Origin of the sequence: Streptomyces spiralis (genome assembly GCF_014654675.1) — a bacterium.
GTDB lineage: Bacteria > Actinomycetota > Actinomycetes > Streptomycetales > Streptomycetaceae > Streptomyces > Streptomyces spiralis.
Window position 1 is genome coordinate 83904 of the sequence record NZ_BNBC01000012.1, and the last position, 13139, is coordinate 97042.

Annotated in this window: 10 protein-coding genes and 1 pseudogene; 7 read left to right on the forward strand and 4 right to left on the reverse strand. The window is 69.9% G+C overall.

Annotated features, from left to right (window positions below):
- The first annotated feature begins 403 nt into the window (after nucleotides 1-403).
- Entirely contained in the window at nucleotides 404-604 is a 201-nt protein-coding gene (locus IE318_RS14950; protein ID WP_189900537.1) for a hypothetical protein, read from the forward strand.
- Nucleotides 605-835: 231 nt separating this feature from the next.
- The gene (locus IE318_RS14955; RefSeq protein ID WP_041665641.1) at nucleotides 836-1237 is read left to right on the forward strand and encodes a hypothetical protein; all 402 of its coding nucleotides are present in this window, start codon (nucleotides 836-838) and stop codon (nucleotides 1235-1237) included.
- 94 nt (nucleotides 1238-1331) lie between these two features.
- Here the strand turns inward: IE318_RS14955 and IE318_RS44890 are convergent, their stop codons facing one another.
- Both IE318_RS44890 and IE318_RS44895 read right to left on the reverse strand, forming a co-directional pair.
- Nucleotides 1332-2021 carry a tetratricopeptide repeat protein gene (locus IE318_RS44890; RefSeq protein ID WP_229903524.1) on the reverse strand — a complete coding sequence of 230 codons (690 nt, stop codon included), beginning with the start codon at nucleotides 2019-2021 and terminating at the stop codon, nucleotides 1332-1334.
- Nucleotides 1970-2395 carry a hypothetical protein gene (locus IE318_RS44895; protein WP_229903525.1) on the reverse strand — a complete coding sequence of 142 codons (426 nt, stop codon included), beginning with the start codon at nucleotides 2393-2395 and terminating at the stop codon, nucleotides 1970-1972. Before IE318_RS44895 ends, IE318_RS44890 begins: the two co-directional genes overlap by 52 nt.
- A 246-nt stretch (nucleotides 2396-2641) precedes the next feature.
- Between IE318_RS44895 and IE318_RS14965 the strand changes: the two are divergent.
- A pseudogene (locus IE318_RS14965) lies at nucleotides 2642-3331 on the forward strand (tyrosine-type recombinase/integrase); the annotation flags it as partial.
- A gap of 20 nt (nucleotides 3332-3351) precedes the next feature.
- On the opposite strand, the gene IE318_RS14970 reads toward IE318_RS14965, so the two are convergent.
- Nucleotides 3352-4647, reverse strand: a complete 1296-nt coding sequence (locus IE318_RS14970; RefSeq protein ID WP_189900541.1) for a CAP domain-containing protein — start codon at nucleotides 4645-4647, stop codon at nucleotides 3352-3354.
- 169 nt (nucleotides 4648-4816) lie between these two features.
- On the opposite strand from IE318_RS14970, the gene IE318_RS14975 reads away from it, so the two are divergent.
- From IE318_RS14975 to IE318_RS14990, 4 genes are all read left to right on the forward strand, one after another.
- On the forward strand, nucleotides 4817-5098 hold the full coding sequence (locus IE318_RS14975) for an acylphosphatase (RefSeq protein ID WP_030168320.1): 282 nt from the start codon (nucleotides 4817-4819) through the stop codon (nucleotides 5096-5098).
- A gap of 378 nt (nucleotides 5099-5476) precedes the next feature.
- The gene (locus IE318_RS14980) at nucleotides 5477-5680 is read left to right on the forward strand and encodes a hypothetical protein (protein ID WP_018567931.1); all 204 of its coding nucleotides are present in this window, start codon (nucleotides 5477-5479) and stop codon (nucleotides 5678-5680) included.
- Nucleotides 5681-5934: 254 nt separating this feature from the next.
- On the forward strand, nucleotides 5935-9492 hold the full coding sequence (smc, locus tag IE318_RS14985; protein WP_189900544.1) for a chromosome segregation protein SMC: 3558 nt from the start codon (nucleotides 5935-5937) through the stop codon (nucleotides 9490-9492).
- 199 nt (nucleotides 9493-9691) lie between these two features.
- The gene (locus IE318_RS14990; RefSeq protein WP_030168312.1) at nucleotides 9692-11110 is read left to right on the forward strand and encodes a sugar porter family MFS transporter; all 1419 of its coding nucleotides are present in this window, start codon (nucleotides 9692-9694) and stop codon (nucleotides 11108-11110) included.
- 556 nt (nucleotides 11111-11666) lie between these two features.
- Here IE318_RS14990 and IE318_RS14995 read toward each other — a convergent pair.
- Nucleotides 11667-13124, reverse strand: a complete 1458-nt coding sequence (locus IE318_RS14995; RefSeq protein ID WP_189900547.1) for a cytosine permease — start codon at nucleotides 13122-13124, stop codon at nucleotides 11667-11669.
- Nucleotides 13125-13139 lie beyond the last annotated feature (15 nt).

Consider the following 13139-nt stretch of genomic DNA (forward strand, 5'->3'; position numbering starts at 1 on the left):
TTTCGAAAAGAAGTGAAGGGCCGGGTCTCTGACCTGCGGCCGTTTAATCGATCAACGCTGCGACCTGCGACTTAGCTGTCGATGGTTGTCAGCGTGGGTCGTCGTTGAGCACCCCCGCACGGCCCAGGGACGGCCCGGGCGGGGGCATCGTGATGTGCCCTTCGAAGCGACGACTGCTCCGCGCTCGCCGGTTGGCTCCGTGCCGTTGGGCCGAGCCGAGTCTGGCGATTAGTCCGAGCACCGTGGCCGTGCCCACGCCCGTGCGATGACCAATGCCCGAACCGCAAGGCCGAGGCCGCTCGGAAAGCTCTCGGTGACGTCCGACCGTGCGGTGATCGAGAAGCAGAGTGTTTGCACGGCGGCAGGGAAGGAGTCAGAACGGGAGGGAGGACAGGAGGTAACCGTGACTGTCCTTGCGATCTTTCTCCTCATCATCGGGATGCTCTTGGTGCTCATTGGTGCGCTTCTGATCCTGATTGGGACGTTCCTGATCGCGGTTGGAGCGACCTTGATCCTCATGGGGATGGCCGTGATCGCAGTGGGCGCGTTCCTGCTGATCCGGAGACTTCTCGATCATGATCGGGCGCGATCTCACTCCTGGTGAGGGCGACCCCTCAGTACAGCCACAACTGATCACCGGCGGCCGTGACCTGCGGCCGCCTAACCGATCAACGTCCTGACCTGCTGCTGAGCTGTTGGCAGTTGTCGACGTTGGTCATCGTTGAGCGCCCTTCCACGGCCCGAGGACGGCCTGGGAGGGCGCTCGTGGGTGACCACCGCATTACAAGATCGCTGTCTGTGCGCTGTTACAACACGCGGCCGCTCTGTCGCAACCGTGCACCACGCCGCCGCGTCTATCACGGGCATGGGCGAGAGAACCGCGGAACGGGCCACGGGTATGAACCCGAAGACTGAGGGCGGCGCCGGATGCCTACTCGCCGGCCTCGGTGCGACAGCCGCGCCGCTTGTCTGGGCACCGCGCGCCGCGGTCAGTATCGATGGAGGATTCGAGGGCCATGCCCGCGATCTGAGCGTACTCTTCATCGATCTGCCGCTCATCGTGCTCGGCGGCGCACTGGTTCCGCTCTTCGCCTGGGCGTTGGCCACCAGATGGGTGCACCGCCCCTGGGTCGCGGCACTCGTAGCCTTGGCCACGCTCGCGCTCGCGGTGTGGGGGCTCACCGAGTGGTGGACCCCCCGCCGGCAGCCAGACCCCGGTTACGGACCTGGGATCTGACCACGGCGTCCGCACATCGCAGCGCGACCAGCAGCCCCAGGATCACAACATCCCCGCGCCGTCGACTAAGGGGCAAATGTTGCCTGATGCGGCACTAGCTCGTGCGGCTCAGTGCGGTCAGGTGATCGAGGTACTCACGGCCAGTCTGCTCGGCAGCGAAGTCGCGATTGACGATGGCTGCAAGCTCGCGGCTGACCATGAGCAGGGACGGCAGAGACTGCCGGTCGCCCTTCAGGGCCCACTCGCCGTAATTGACGGCCTGGTCCAAGTCGCCCTGCCGTGCTGCGACCACACCAAGCGTGATCCTCGCCTCTGCCATCCGCATCGGCGATCGCTCAGACCCGTCGAAGTCGGTACCCGCCCGGATCACCTCGTGGGCGAGGTTCTCGGCGAACCGGTCTTCTCCGAGCAGCCGGTAGCAGTCCATGGCGTAGAAGTCGAACTTTGCCGGGTCCACCACGAAGTGGTGATCGAGGTTCTCGGGGTACGGCATCCCTTCGAGAAGCTTCCGGCCTCGGTCCAGTGCTACCTCAGTCTGTCGGCGGTCACCCAGCCGGGCCCATCCCTTGGCCTCCTGGCCGGCGAGTTGTACGGCTACGCCATGCGTGGGAGCGGCCTCCGTACCGGCCTGCGAGGCAGCAAGGATTCCGCGGTAGTCGCCCGTGGTCAGTGCGAACCAAGCTCGCATCTCGTGGGCCCAACCGGCGATCTCTGCGTTACCAGACTCCTGCGCTAAAGACAGCGCCGCCTTCCGCGTGCTCTCGGCTGCGGCCCGGTCGCCCATGTCGTACTCGACCAGCCGATCAGGAGCGCAAGCCAGCCGGAAAGGGTGAGGATCTCGCGGTGCTGTGCGAGCGTGAGCCGCTGGGACTGGAGTCCCGCGACCCGCTTGAGCCACTGCCTGCCCTCGGCGGCGAGCTGCGCGCCTGGTAGATACGGGTACTCGGAGCACAGTCGATCAGTCGTGATGCGGAGCGCGTCCAACGTGGCGTTGTCGACGTCGGATGCCTGCAACCTGCTGATGATGTCCAGCGTCTCCATGCCGCTGACGGCGGCGATCTCCGCGTTTCCGTCCCGCTGTCCGGCGACGGGGAAGATCGCGTGAGTGACGGTGCCGAAGGTGGCCGCGATGATTGGCTTGTAGAAGTCGCTCGGCATGACTTCGCCGGACTCCCCAGCGCTTCCATTGCCGCACCATGCTGGGGCCTTCCGGCAGAGGCTTCGGCGCGTGCGCTCGGAGCGCGGCGACCACTTCCGCCTGTGACCACTGCCTGGCTTCGCGCTCAGCGGCAAGCCGTCGCGCCCATGCGGGCCGTTCGTCACTCATCTGCTGCCCTCCCATCGCGTGTTTGCCTTCGAGTCTGGCATTCAGAGAGCTGGTGACACGGGGGGTGACAGGGGGCTCGCAAGGTCAAGCCGTGGCCTGCCGAACGGATCATGGCCGTGCGCTCGGCGCTGCCGGATCGCTATCAGGCTCTCGTCAACGTCGCGGCTGGGTGCGGTCTGCGTCAGGGTGAGGCCTTCGGCCTGGCCGTGGAAGACGTCGACTTCCTCGGGGGAGTGGTGCACGTCGTACGCCAGGTGAAGCTACTGCGGCTGTCCCGGCCGGTGTTCGCTCCACCGAAGGGCGGCAAGGAGCGTGAGGTTCCTCTGCCTGAGTCCGTCGCCTTCGCGCCGGCCGGTCACCTCAAGCGCCGTCCGGCCGCGAGAATCACGCTTCCGTGGAAGACCCTCGACGGTCCGCCCGTCACGGCGTCGCTGATTTTCACCGGCACCATGGGGCTGCCGCTGGACCGCAACCGCTTCAACCACCGCGTCTGGCGGCCGGCACTTCGAGCTGCGGGCGTCGACACCGGGCGGGACAACGGCATGCACGCACTGCGGCACTTCTACGCCTCGGTGCTGCTGGACGCGGGGGAGAGCATCAAGGCTCTCAGCGAGTACCTGGGCCACCATGACCCCGGCTTCACGCTGCGGACGTACACGCACCTGATGCCGTCGAGCGGGACCCGGACCCGGGCCGCCGTGGATCGCGTCTTCGGGGAGGAGGAACCCACGGCTGACGGCCCGGACACGGCCCAGGAGAGTGCGTAGGTCTCTGACCTGCGGTTATCTCAGTAGCCGAAGTCCTGCGTCCACCACGGGCCGCCCGGACCGAAGTGCACGCCCACGCCCAGGGTCTTGAAGTCGCAGTTCAGGATGTTGGCCCGGTGGCCGGGGCTGTTCATCCAGGCGTCCATGACGGCCGCCGCGTCGGACTGGCCCCGGGCTATGTTCTCGCCGCCGAGGGTGGTGATGCCGAGCCGGGCCGCCCGGTCCCACGGCGAGGCGCCGCTGGGATCGGTGTGGTCGAAGAAGTTCTGGTCGGCCATGGCCTTGCTGAAGTCCTCGGCCAGGGAGGTCAGGGAACTGTTCGCGGTGACCGGGCTGCAGCCCACTTTCGCCCGCTCCTGGTTCACCAGGCTCAGCACCTCCGCCTCGGCGGCGGCCTGATCGGAGGCCGCGGGCGGCTGGCCCTTCGGCGGCGCGGGCGTGGTCTTGCGGCCCGGATCGCCCTGGTGGCCCGGGGGAGTCTTCGGGTTCTTCGGTTCGGCCGTCCTGGACGGCGCGGTCGTCGGCTTCGTCGCAGGGGACTTCGTGGCCGAGTCCGAAGGACGCGCCGACGGCGAGGCGGAGGCAGAGGCCGACGCGGACTGCGCCGGTGAGGCCGAGCGGTCCGCGCCGCGGCTCGTGCCCGAGCCGCCCGATCTGTCACCCGGCAGCACGCTGCCGGAGGTGCCGCCCTGCTCCGACGCACTGTTCGTCGGCGTGCCGGCGGCCTGCACCTTGTCGGCGCCGCCGCCCCCGCCGCCCAGCTTGTAGTTCTGCAGTCCGGGGACCGCCCCGGTGGCGACCGCGACCGTGCCGATGGCGACCGCGGCGGACACCCCGAGCAGGCCGGTGCGGACCGGCGTCGCGGCCTTCTTGCGCCGGCGGTGGCCGGACTCGCGGGGCTCGGCGACCGGTGCTGTGAAGCCCTCGGGCGGGAAGGCCACGGTGTCGGCGGCGCGGGCGAAGTCGTACTCCCCGCCGAAGCCGTACGCCGTCCCGGGGGCGTACTCCCTGCCGAAGCCGTACGCGGTCCGGGAGCCGTAGTCCCCGCCGGAGCCGCAGTCCCCGCCGGAGAGGTACTCCGGGCCGAAGTCCGTCCGGATGTCCGGCTCGACGTCCGTCTCGAACCGGTACGGCGGGGTCTGTGCGTAGGAGTCCGCGTACCGCTCCGGGTTCAGGTAGGGCGCGATGCCCATGCGGTCGTCCGCGTGCGAGTGCCGGGTGCCCTGACCCCTCCCGTACGAGCCGTGCGTGTCAGCGACCCCCGTGGCACGGTCCGTGGCGGCGCGGCCGGCGTCCGAACGTCGGTGGCGTCCCATGTCCTGGCCTTCCTCGTCCCCTGCGGTCGACGCGCGCCCTGAGCCGTCGCGGTCAACCAGACTCACTCGATCGAGTGAGTTTCATATGAGATTCATTGGGTCGGGACGGTACCGCATGACGGGCGGGGCGGAAGTGCCTGGAGAGACATTGCCCGGTTAGGTTGCAGCCATGAGCGAGGATGTCCGGCTGGTCGCCTGGGTGCGCGGGCGTGTCCAGGGTGTTGGTTTCCGCTGGTTCACCCGGGCACGGGCCCTGGAGATCGGCGGCCTGAGTGGCTTTGCTCTCAATTTGGACGACGGCCGTGTGCAGGTCGTCGCGGAGGGCACCCGGGAGGCGTGTCAGAAGCTCCTCGACTGGCTCCAGGGTGGCGACACGCCCGGGCGCGTGGAGGGTGTGACCGAGATCTGGGACACACCACGGGGAGGCTACGACGGCTTCGCGGTCCGCTGATCCGGCGACGTCCCGGCGCCGGACGAAGACGGCGAAATCTGCCGCGGGCACCTGCCCCAGGGGAAAAGAAGCAGGTGATTGCCGAGAACGGCTTGTCCTCCCCGGTCCGGCAGGGCAGGATGATCGCCACGCCCCCCGGGGCCCGTAGGAGACGCAGCGCCACCGATTTCCGGTCGCGCGCCCCCGGGACGCCCATCGATACGGGGCGTGATCGTGTTGACCGTCAAACTTTTTGGTGAGACGCTGAAAGCCCGCGCACCTTAGCTGTTTGGCATGGATGAACGGCAGCACAACTCAACAGTGCCAAGCACCGCGGGTGCGAATCCCTCACGACCCACACCGCTTCGGTCGGTCACTCAGTGTGGAGGACCATCCATCATGGCAAAGGCGCTTCTCGGTTACGTCGGTGGCTCCGACCCTCGACTCCTCGCCGAGATGCGACGGCTCCAGCAGCGCGTCCAGGACCTGGAATCTGAGCTCGTACGGATCCAGGCGGAGAACGACGCGCTGGCGGCTGCCGCTTCTCACGACAGGATCATGGAGCGCGTCGACGCACACCAGGCGGAGCCTGCGCTCACCTGATCACTGCATCGCACAACGACACAGTGGTTGGGCTGCCCGTATCAACCGCTCAGTTGTCAGAGTTGCAAGGGACGCTTCGGCGTCCCTTCTTTCTTGCGTCGATCTTTCCGCGCCGGCCCTTCCCGGCCTTCGTGCCCCCGCGCACCCTTTCAGGTTCTTCAACATCTGGTGTGCCCTGCATATTCACCAGTGAAACCGCAGCTGTTGCGGGGGTTCGTGGAGTGAGGTAACGGCGCCCGGTAGAGTCCGACGGCGTGCACCTCAAGGCCCTGACCCTCCGCGGGTTCAAGTCGTTCGCCTCGGCGACCACGCTCCGGTTCGAACCGGGGATCACGTGCGTCGTCGGCCCGAACGGCTCGGGCAAGTCCAACGTGGTGGACGCGCTCAGCTGGGTCATGGGCGAACAGGGCGCCAAGTCGCTGCGCGGCGGCAAGATGGAGGACGTCATCTTCGCCGGCACCACCGGCCGTCCACCCCTCGGCCGCGCCGAGGTGTCCCTGACCATCGACAACTCCGACGGCGCGCTGCCCATCGAGTACTCCGAGGTCACCATCACGCGGATCATGTTCCGCAACGGCGGCAGCGAGTACCAGATCAACGGCGACACCTGCCGGCTGCTCGACATCCAGGATCTGCTGTCGGACTCCGGCATCGGCCGCGAGATGCACGTCATCGTCGGCCAGGGCCAGCTCGACTCCGTCCTGCACGCCGACCCCATGGGCCGCCGCGCGTTCATCGAGGAGGCCGCCGGCGTCCTCAAGCACCGCAAGCGCAAGGAGAAGGCGCTCAGGAAACTGGACGCGATGCAGGCCAACCTCGCCCGCGTCCAGGACCTCACCGACGAGTTGCGCCGCCAGCTCAAGCCGCTCGGCCGGCAGGCGGCCGTAGCCCGGCGAGCCGCCGTCATCCAGGCGGACCTCCGCGACGCCCGCCTGCGCCTGCTCGCCGACGATCTCGTACGCCTGCGCGGGGCCCTGAAGGCGGAGGTCGCCGACGAGGCCGCCCTGAAGGAGCGCAAGGAGGCCGCCGAGCAGGAACTGAAGAAGGCCCTCCAGCGCGAGGCACTCCTGGAGGACGAGGTACGCCGGCTCACCCCGCGCCTCCAGCACACCCAGCAGACCTGGTACGAGCTCTCCCAGCTCGCCGAACGCGTCCGCGGCACCGTCTCGCTCGCCGACGCCCGGGTGAAGAGCGCGACCTCCGCACCCCCCGAGGAGCGACGCGGACGCGACCCCGAGGACCTGGAACGCGAGGCGGCCCGCGTCCGTGAGCAGGAGGCCGAACTGGAAGCGGCCCTGGAAGCCGCCCAGCGGGCCCTCGACGACACCGTGGCCCACCGCGCCGACCTGGAGCGCGAACTCGCGGTCGAGGAACGCCGCCTGAAGGACGCCGCCCGCGCCATCGCCGACCGCCGCGAGGGCCTGGCCCGGCTGCGGGGCCAGGTGAACGCGGCCCGCTCCCGTGCCGCCTCCGCACAGGCCGAGATCGACCGCCTGGCCACCGCCAGGGACGAGGCGCGAGAGCGTGCCGCGGCCGCCCAGGAGGAGTACGAGGCCCTGAAGGCCGAGGTCGACGGCCTGGACGCGGACGACCACGAACTGGCCGAACGGCACGAGGCGGCCAAGGCGGAACTGGCCGAGGCGGAGGCCGCCCTCACCGCCGCCCGCGAGGCCGCCACCGCCACCGAACGCAAACGGGCGGCGACCCAGGCCCGGCACGACGCCCTGGCCCTCGGCCTGCGCCGCAAGGACGGAACCGGCGCACTGCTCGACGCCAGGGACCGCCTCACCGGCCTGCTGGGCCCGGCGGCCGAACTCCTGACCGTCGCCCCCGGTCACGAGACCGCCCTGGCCACCGCCTTCGGCACCGCCGCGGACGCCCTCGTGGTCACCTCGCCGTCGGCCGCGGCCGACGCCATCCGCCTGCTGCGCAAACAGGACGCGGGCCGCGCGGCCCTGCTGCTCAGCGGCGCGGCCGAGGACGCCGTGGCGCCGCAGCCGCTCCCCGACGGGCCGCCCCTCGCGGCCGACCTCGTCAGCGGTCCCGCCGAGCTGATGCCCGCCGTACGGCGGCTGCTGCGCGGCATCGTCGTGGTCGGCACCCTGGAGGACGCCGAGGACCTCGTCGCCGCCCACCCCTACCTGACCGCCGTCACCGCCGAGGGCGACCTGCTCGGAGCCCACTTCGCGCAGGGCGGGTCCGCCGGCGCGCCCAGCCTGCTGGAGGTGCAGGCCTCCGTGGACGAGGCCGCCGCCGAGCTGGCGGAACTCGCCGTGCGCTGCGAGGAGCTGACCGTGGCCCAGCAGCGGGCCGGCGAGCGGCGCCGGGAGTGCGCCGCGCTCGTCGAGGAGCTGGGGGAGCGGCGCCGGGCCGCCGACCGGGAGAAGTCGGCGGTCGCACAGCAGCTCGGGCGGCTCGCCGGGCAGGCGCGCGGCGCCGCAGGAGAGGCCGAGCGGTCCACGGCCGCCGCGGCCCGCGCCCAGGACTCCCTCGACGCGGCCCTCGCGGAGGTCGAGGAACTCGCCGAACGGCTCGCCGTCGCCGAGGAGATGCCGATCGAGGAGGAGCCCGACACCTCCGTACGGGACCGGCTCGCCGCCGACGGCGCCAACGCCCGCCAGACCGAGATGGAGGCCCGTCTCCAGGCCCGTACGCACGAGGAACGGGTCAAGGGGCTGGCCGGCAGGGCCGACTCCCTGGACCGGGCCGCCCGCGCCGAACGCGAGGCACGCGCGCGTGCCGAGCAGCGGCGGGCCCGGCTGCGCCACGAGGCGTCCGTCGCCGAGGCCGTCGCCTCCGGAGCGCGGCAGCTGCTGGCGCACATCGAGGTCTCCCTGGGCCGCGCCGAACGGGAACGGGCCGCGGCCGAGGCCACCAAGGGCCGCCGGGAGCAGGAGCTGGCCGCCGCCCGCACCGAGGGGCGCGAGCTGAAGAGCGAGCTCGACAAGCTGACCGACTCCGTCCACCGGGGCGAGGTCCTCGGAGCCGAGAAACGGCTGCGGATCGAGCAGCTGGAGACCAGGGCGCTGGAGGAACTCGGTGTCGAGCCGGCGGCGCTGGTGTCGGAGTACGGGCCGCACCAGCTGGTCCCGCCGTCCCCTCCGGCGGAGGGGGAGGAGCTGCCGGACGACCCCGAGCACCCCCGCAACCAGCCCCGGCCGTATCACCGCGCCGAGCAGGAGAAGCGGCTCAAGGCCGCCGAGCGTGCCTACCAGCAGCTCGGCAAGGTCAACCCGCTGGCCCTGGAGGAGTTCGCGGCGCTGGAGGAGCGCCACCAGTTCCTCAGCGAGCAGCTGGCGGACCTGAAGAAGACCCGCGCCGACCTGCTCCAGGTCGTCAAGGAGGTCGACGAGCGGGTCGAGCAGGTCTTCACCGAGGCGTACCGGGACACCGCGCGCGAGTTCGAGGGCGTCTTCAGTCGGCTGTTCCCGGGCGGTGAGGGACGTCTCCTCCTGACCGACCCGGAGAACATGCTCACCACGGGCGTCGACGTCGAGGCGCGCCCGCCGGGCAAAAAGGTCAAGCGCCTGTCCCTGCTCTCCGGCGGCGAGCGGTCGCTGACCGCCGTGGCGCTGCTGGTGTCGATCTTCAAGGCCCGCCCCAGCCCCTTCTACGTCATGGACGAGGTCGAGGCGGCCCTGGACGACACCAACCTCCAGCGGCTGATCCGGATCATGCAGGAGCTGCAGGAGGCCTCGCAGCTCATCGTGATCACGCACCAGAAGCGCACCATGGAGGTCGCCGACGCGCTGTACGGCGTCTCCATGCAGGGCGACGGTGTGTCGAAGGTCATCTCGCAGCGCCTGCGGTAGGCGGACTCCCAAGATCAGCCCTCATGTTCAAGAAGTGAACATGAGGTGAGCGTCGCGTGTCCCGAATCTCATAGTGACTGAAACTATTGACTTCGAAACTTGAAGGCATAGTCTCAGCAACGTCACTTTTACCTTCAGGTCTCACCTGTAAGGGCTCGCCCCCCACGCGGCAGCGTTGCCGCGGCCCGAGGAGATACACGTGACCAGCACTACGCAGGCACCTCAGACAGGAGCCAGGACGGCTCACCCCGAACATCTCGGGCACGTCATCTTCATCGCGGCGGCTGCCGCCATGGGCGGCTTCCTCTTCGGCTACGACAGCTCCGTCATCAACGGCGCCGTCGAGGCCATCCGGGACCGCTACGACATCGGCTCCGCGGCCCTCGCCCAGGTCATCGCCGTCGCCCTGATCGGCTGTGCCATCGGCGCCGCGACCGCCGGCCGCATAGCCGACCGGATCGGCCGCATCCGCTGCATGCAGATCTCCGCCGTCCTGTTCACGATCAGCGCCGTCGGCTCGGCGCTGCCCTTCGCGCTGTGGGACCTGGCCTTCTGGCGCATCGTCGGCGGCTTCGCCATCGGCATGGCCTCCGTGATCGGCCCGGCCTACATCGCCGAGGTCGCCCCGCCCGCCTACCGCGGTCGCCTCGGCTCCTTCCAGCAGGCCGCGATCGTCGTCGGCATCGCCCTCTCCCAGCTGGTCAACTGGGGACTGCTCAACGCGGCGGGCGGTGACCAGCGCGGCACGCTGATGGGCCTGGAAGCCTGGCAGGTCATGCTCGGCGTCATGGTCGTCCCGGCCGTCCTGTACGGCATGCTCTCCTTCGCGATCCCCGAGTCCCCGCGCTTCCTGCTCTCCGTCGGCAAGCGCGACCGCGCCCGGGAGATCCTCGCCGAGGTCGAGGGCAAGGACGTCGACCTCGACGCCCGCGTCGCCGAGATCGAGCACGCGATGACCAGCGAGCACAAGTCCTCGTTCAAGGACCTGCTCGGCGGTGGCTTCTTCTTCAAGCCGATCGTCTGGGTCGGCATCGGCCTGTCGGTCTTCCAGCAGTTCGTCGGCATCAACGTCGCGTTCTACTACTCCTCGACGCTGTGGCAGTCGGTCGGTGTCGACCCGACGGACTCGTTCTTCTACTCGTTCACGACGTCGATCATCAACATCGTCGGCACCGTGATCGCGATGATCTTCGTGGACCGCGTCGGCCGCAAGCCGCTCGCGCTGATCGGCTCGATCGGCATGGCCGTCGGCCTCGCGCTGGAGGCCTGGGCGTTCTCCGCCCACCTGGTGGACGGCAGGCTGCCCGCCACCCAGGGCTGGGTCGCGCTGATCGCCGCCCATGTGTTCGTACTCTTCTTCGCCCTGTCCTGGGGCGTGGTCGTCTGGGTCATGCTCGGCGAGATGTTCCCGAACAAGATCCGCGCCGCCGCGCTCGGCGTGGCCGCCGCCGCGCAGTGGATCGCCAACTGGGCCATCACCGCGAGCTTCCCGTCGCTGGCCGACTGGAACCTCTCCGGTACGTACGTGATCTACACGGTCTTCGCGGCGCTCTCCATCCCGTTCGTCCTGAAGTTCGTCAAGGAGACGAAGGGCAAGTCGCTGGAGGAGATGGGGTAACTCCTGCCTGGCAGCCCCCACAGTCCCGAGGAGACGGGCCAAATCCCCGCTGCCCCTCTCCTCGCACCGTCCGCCGCCCCCCGGTCCGGCCACTGCCCGGACCGGGGGGCGGCGGCTTTTGCGTGCGTGCCCGCGTGTCTGCGGTCCGGTGGGTCGTCCGCGGTGGGTTGTGGAGGGCGCGTGTGGTGCGTTGTGGGGGGTGCCCTGCCGTGCGTTGTGGGGGAGGTGCCTGCCGTGCGTTGTGGAAGGCGCCCGGGGCGCGTTGTGGGGCGCGGGCCGTGGGGGTGCGTCCAGCCCGCCGCACACGGACATACGGCCCGGAGGGGTCGGGCTGGTCGGAGGAGGGACCGCAGTACGCGGCGGGCTTGTGGACGCACCCCCACGGTCCGCTTCCGTCCGCTTGCGGCTTTCCCGTCGTCGGGGTGTGGTGCGCCGTCCGGTGGGCGGCTGGTCGGGGTGCGCCTCCTGCGGGGCGCCGGGTGCCACGCGTACGGCCCCTGCGCATGCGAAAGTCCCCCTCCACCGAGATGCCGTGGAGGGGGACTGTGGCCGAGCGTCAGACGGTGACGGTCTCCGGCTGCTCGACGGGGGCCGTGGTGGCCGCCGTGGGGGGCGCCGGCGCCGTCGGCTTCGGCAGCAGCAGGTACAGCGCGCCGGAGATCACGATGGTGGCGACCCAGCCGAGGCCGTACTCGCCGATGATGTTGTTGTGGGCGAGGGGGCCGGTGAACCAGTCGGACGTGGTGAACAGCAGGCCCGCGCCGAGGCCGATGGCCCAGGCGGCCACCGCGGCCGGGGAGAAGCCGCCCCGGTACCAGTAGGCGCTGGTGCGGGTGGTGTCGGCCATGGCCGCGCCGTCGTACTCCTTACGCCGCAGCATGTCCGCGCCGAAGACGCCGACCCAGGCGGAGAAGGCGACCGCGAGCAGAGACAGGAAGGCGATGAAGGAGCCCATGAAGCTGGTCGCCACCAGCATCAGCACCCCGCCGAAGGCCAGCGAGATCACGGCGTTGACCGAGACCGCCCAGTGGCGCGGCACCTTGAAGCCGAGGGTCTGCGCGGTGAAGCCGGCCGAGTACATGGACATCGAGTTGATCAGCAGCATGCCGATCAGCGCGATCAGCAGGTACGGCACCGCGATCCAGGTCGGCAGGATCTCGCCGAGGAAGGAGACCGGGTCGGAGGCCGACGCCAGGTCCGGGGTGGAGACCGCCATCACCGCGCCCATGAGCACCATGGGCAGGACGACGATGCCGGCGCCGCCGACGGACGTGCCCACGATCGCCCTGGACGAGGCCGTGCGCGGCAGGTAGCGGGTGAAGTCCGGAGCGCTCGGGATCCAGCTCACGCCACCCGCCGCGATCATGCCGATACCGGTGATCACCGCGGCCGTCGAACCGGCGGAGTGGGCGAACACCTTCGACCAGTCGGTGTCCACGACCAGATAGCCCAGGACCAGCACCGAGAAGAGGCCGAAGAGGTACGTCGCGTACTTGTTGCACTTCTGCACGGCGTTGATGCCGAGCCCGGAGATCGCGAAGGTCGCGACCACGAACGCCAGCAGCATCACCATGTCCAGCACGCTGTTCGCCTTCAGACCGAACACGATGTCCAGGATGGAGAGCATGGCGTAGGCGCCGGTCACCGCGTTGATCGTCTCCCAGCCCCAGCGGGCGACCCAGATCAGCGAACCGGGCAGCAGGTTGCCGCGCTGTCCGAAGACCGCGCGGGACAGCGCCATGCCGGGCGCCCCGCCGCGCTTGCCCGCGATGCCGATCAGCCCGACCAGGCCGTACGACACGACGGGCGCGGCCACGGCGACGACGAGCGCCTGCCAGAGGTTGAGGTGGTAGGCCACGACGAGGCTCGCGCCCATCGTGAGCAGCAGCACGCTGATGTTGGCGCCGACCCAGGTGGGGAACAGCTCGCGGGTCCGTGCGGTGCGTTCATGGTCGGGCACCTGTTCGATGCCACGGGTTTCCAGCGCGCCTTCGGTCTCGGCGGTCTTGCTCATGAAGAAGTGGTCCGT

Bases quoted from the DNA above. Each gene is read 5' to 3' on its own strand.
- IE318_RS14975 (WP_030168320.1), top strand. From the start codon at position 4,817: ATGAGCGAGGATGTCCGGCTGGTCGCCTGGGTGCGCGGGCGTGTCCAG.
- IE318_RS14970 (WP_189900541.1), bottom strand. From the start codon at position 4,647: ATGGGACGCCACCGACGTTCGGACGCCGGCCGCGCCGCCACGGACCGT.
- IE318_RS44895 (WP_229903525.1), bottom strand. From the start codon at position 2,395: ATGCCGAGCGACTTCTACAAGCCAATCATCGCGGCCACCTTCGGCACC.
- IE318_RS14995 (WP_189900547.1), bottom strand. From the start codon at position 13,124: ATGAGCAAGACCGCCGAGACCGAAGGCGCGCTGGAAACCCGTGGCATC.
- IE318_RS14980 (WP_018567931.1), top strand. From the start codon at position 5,477: ATGGCAAAGGCGCTTCTCGGTTACGTCGGTGGCTCCGACCCTCGACTC.
- IE318_RS44890 (WP_229903524.1), bottom strand. From the start codon at position 2,021: ATGGGCGACCGGGCCGCAGCCGAGAGCACGCGGAAGGCGGCGCTGTCT.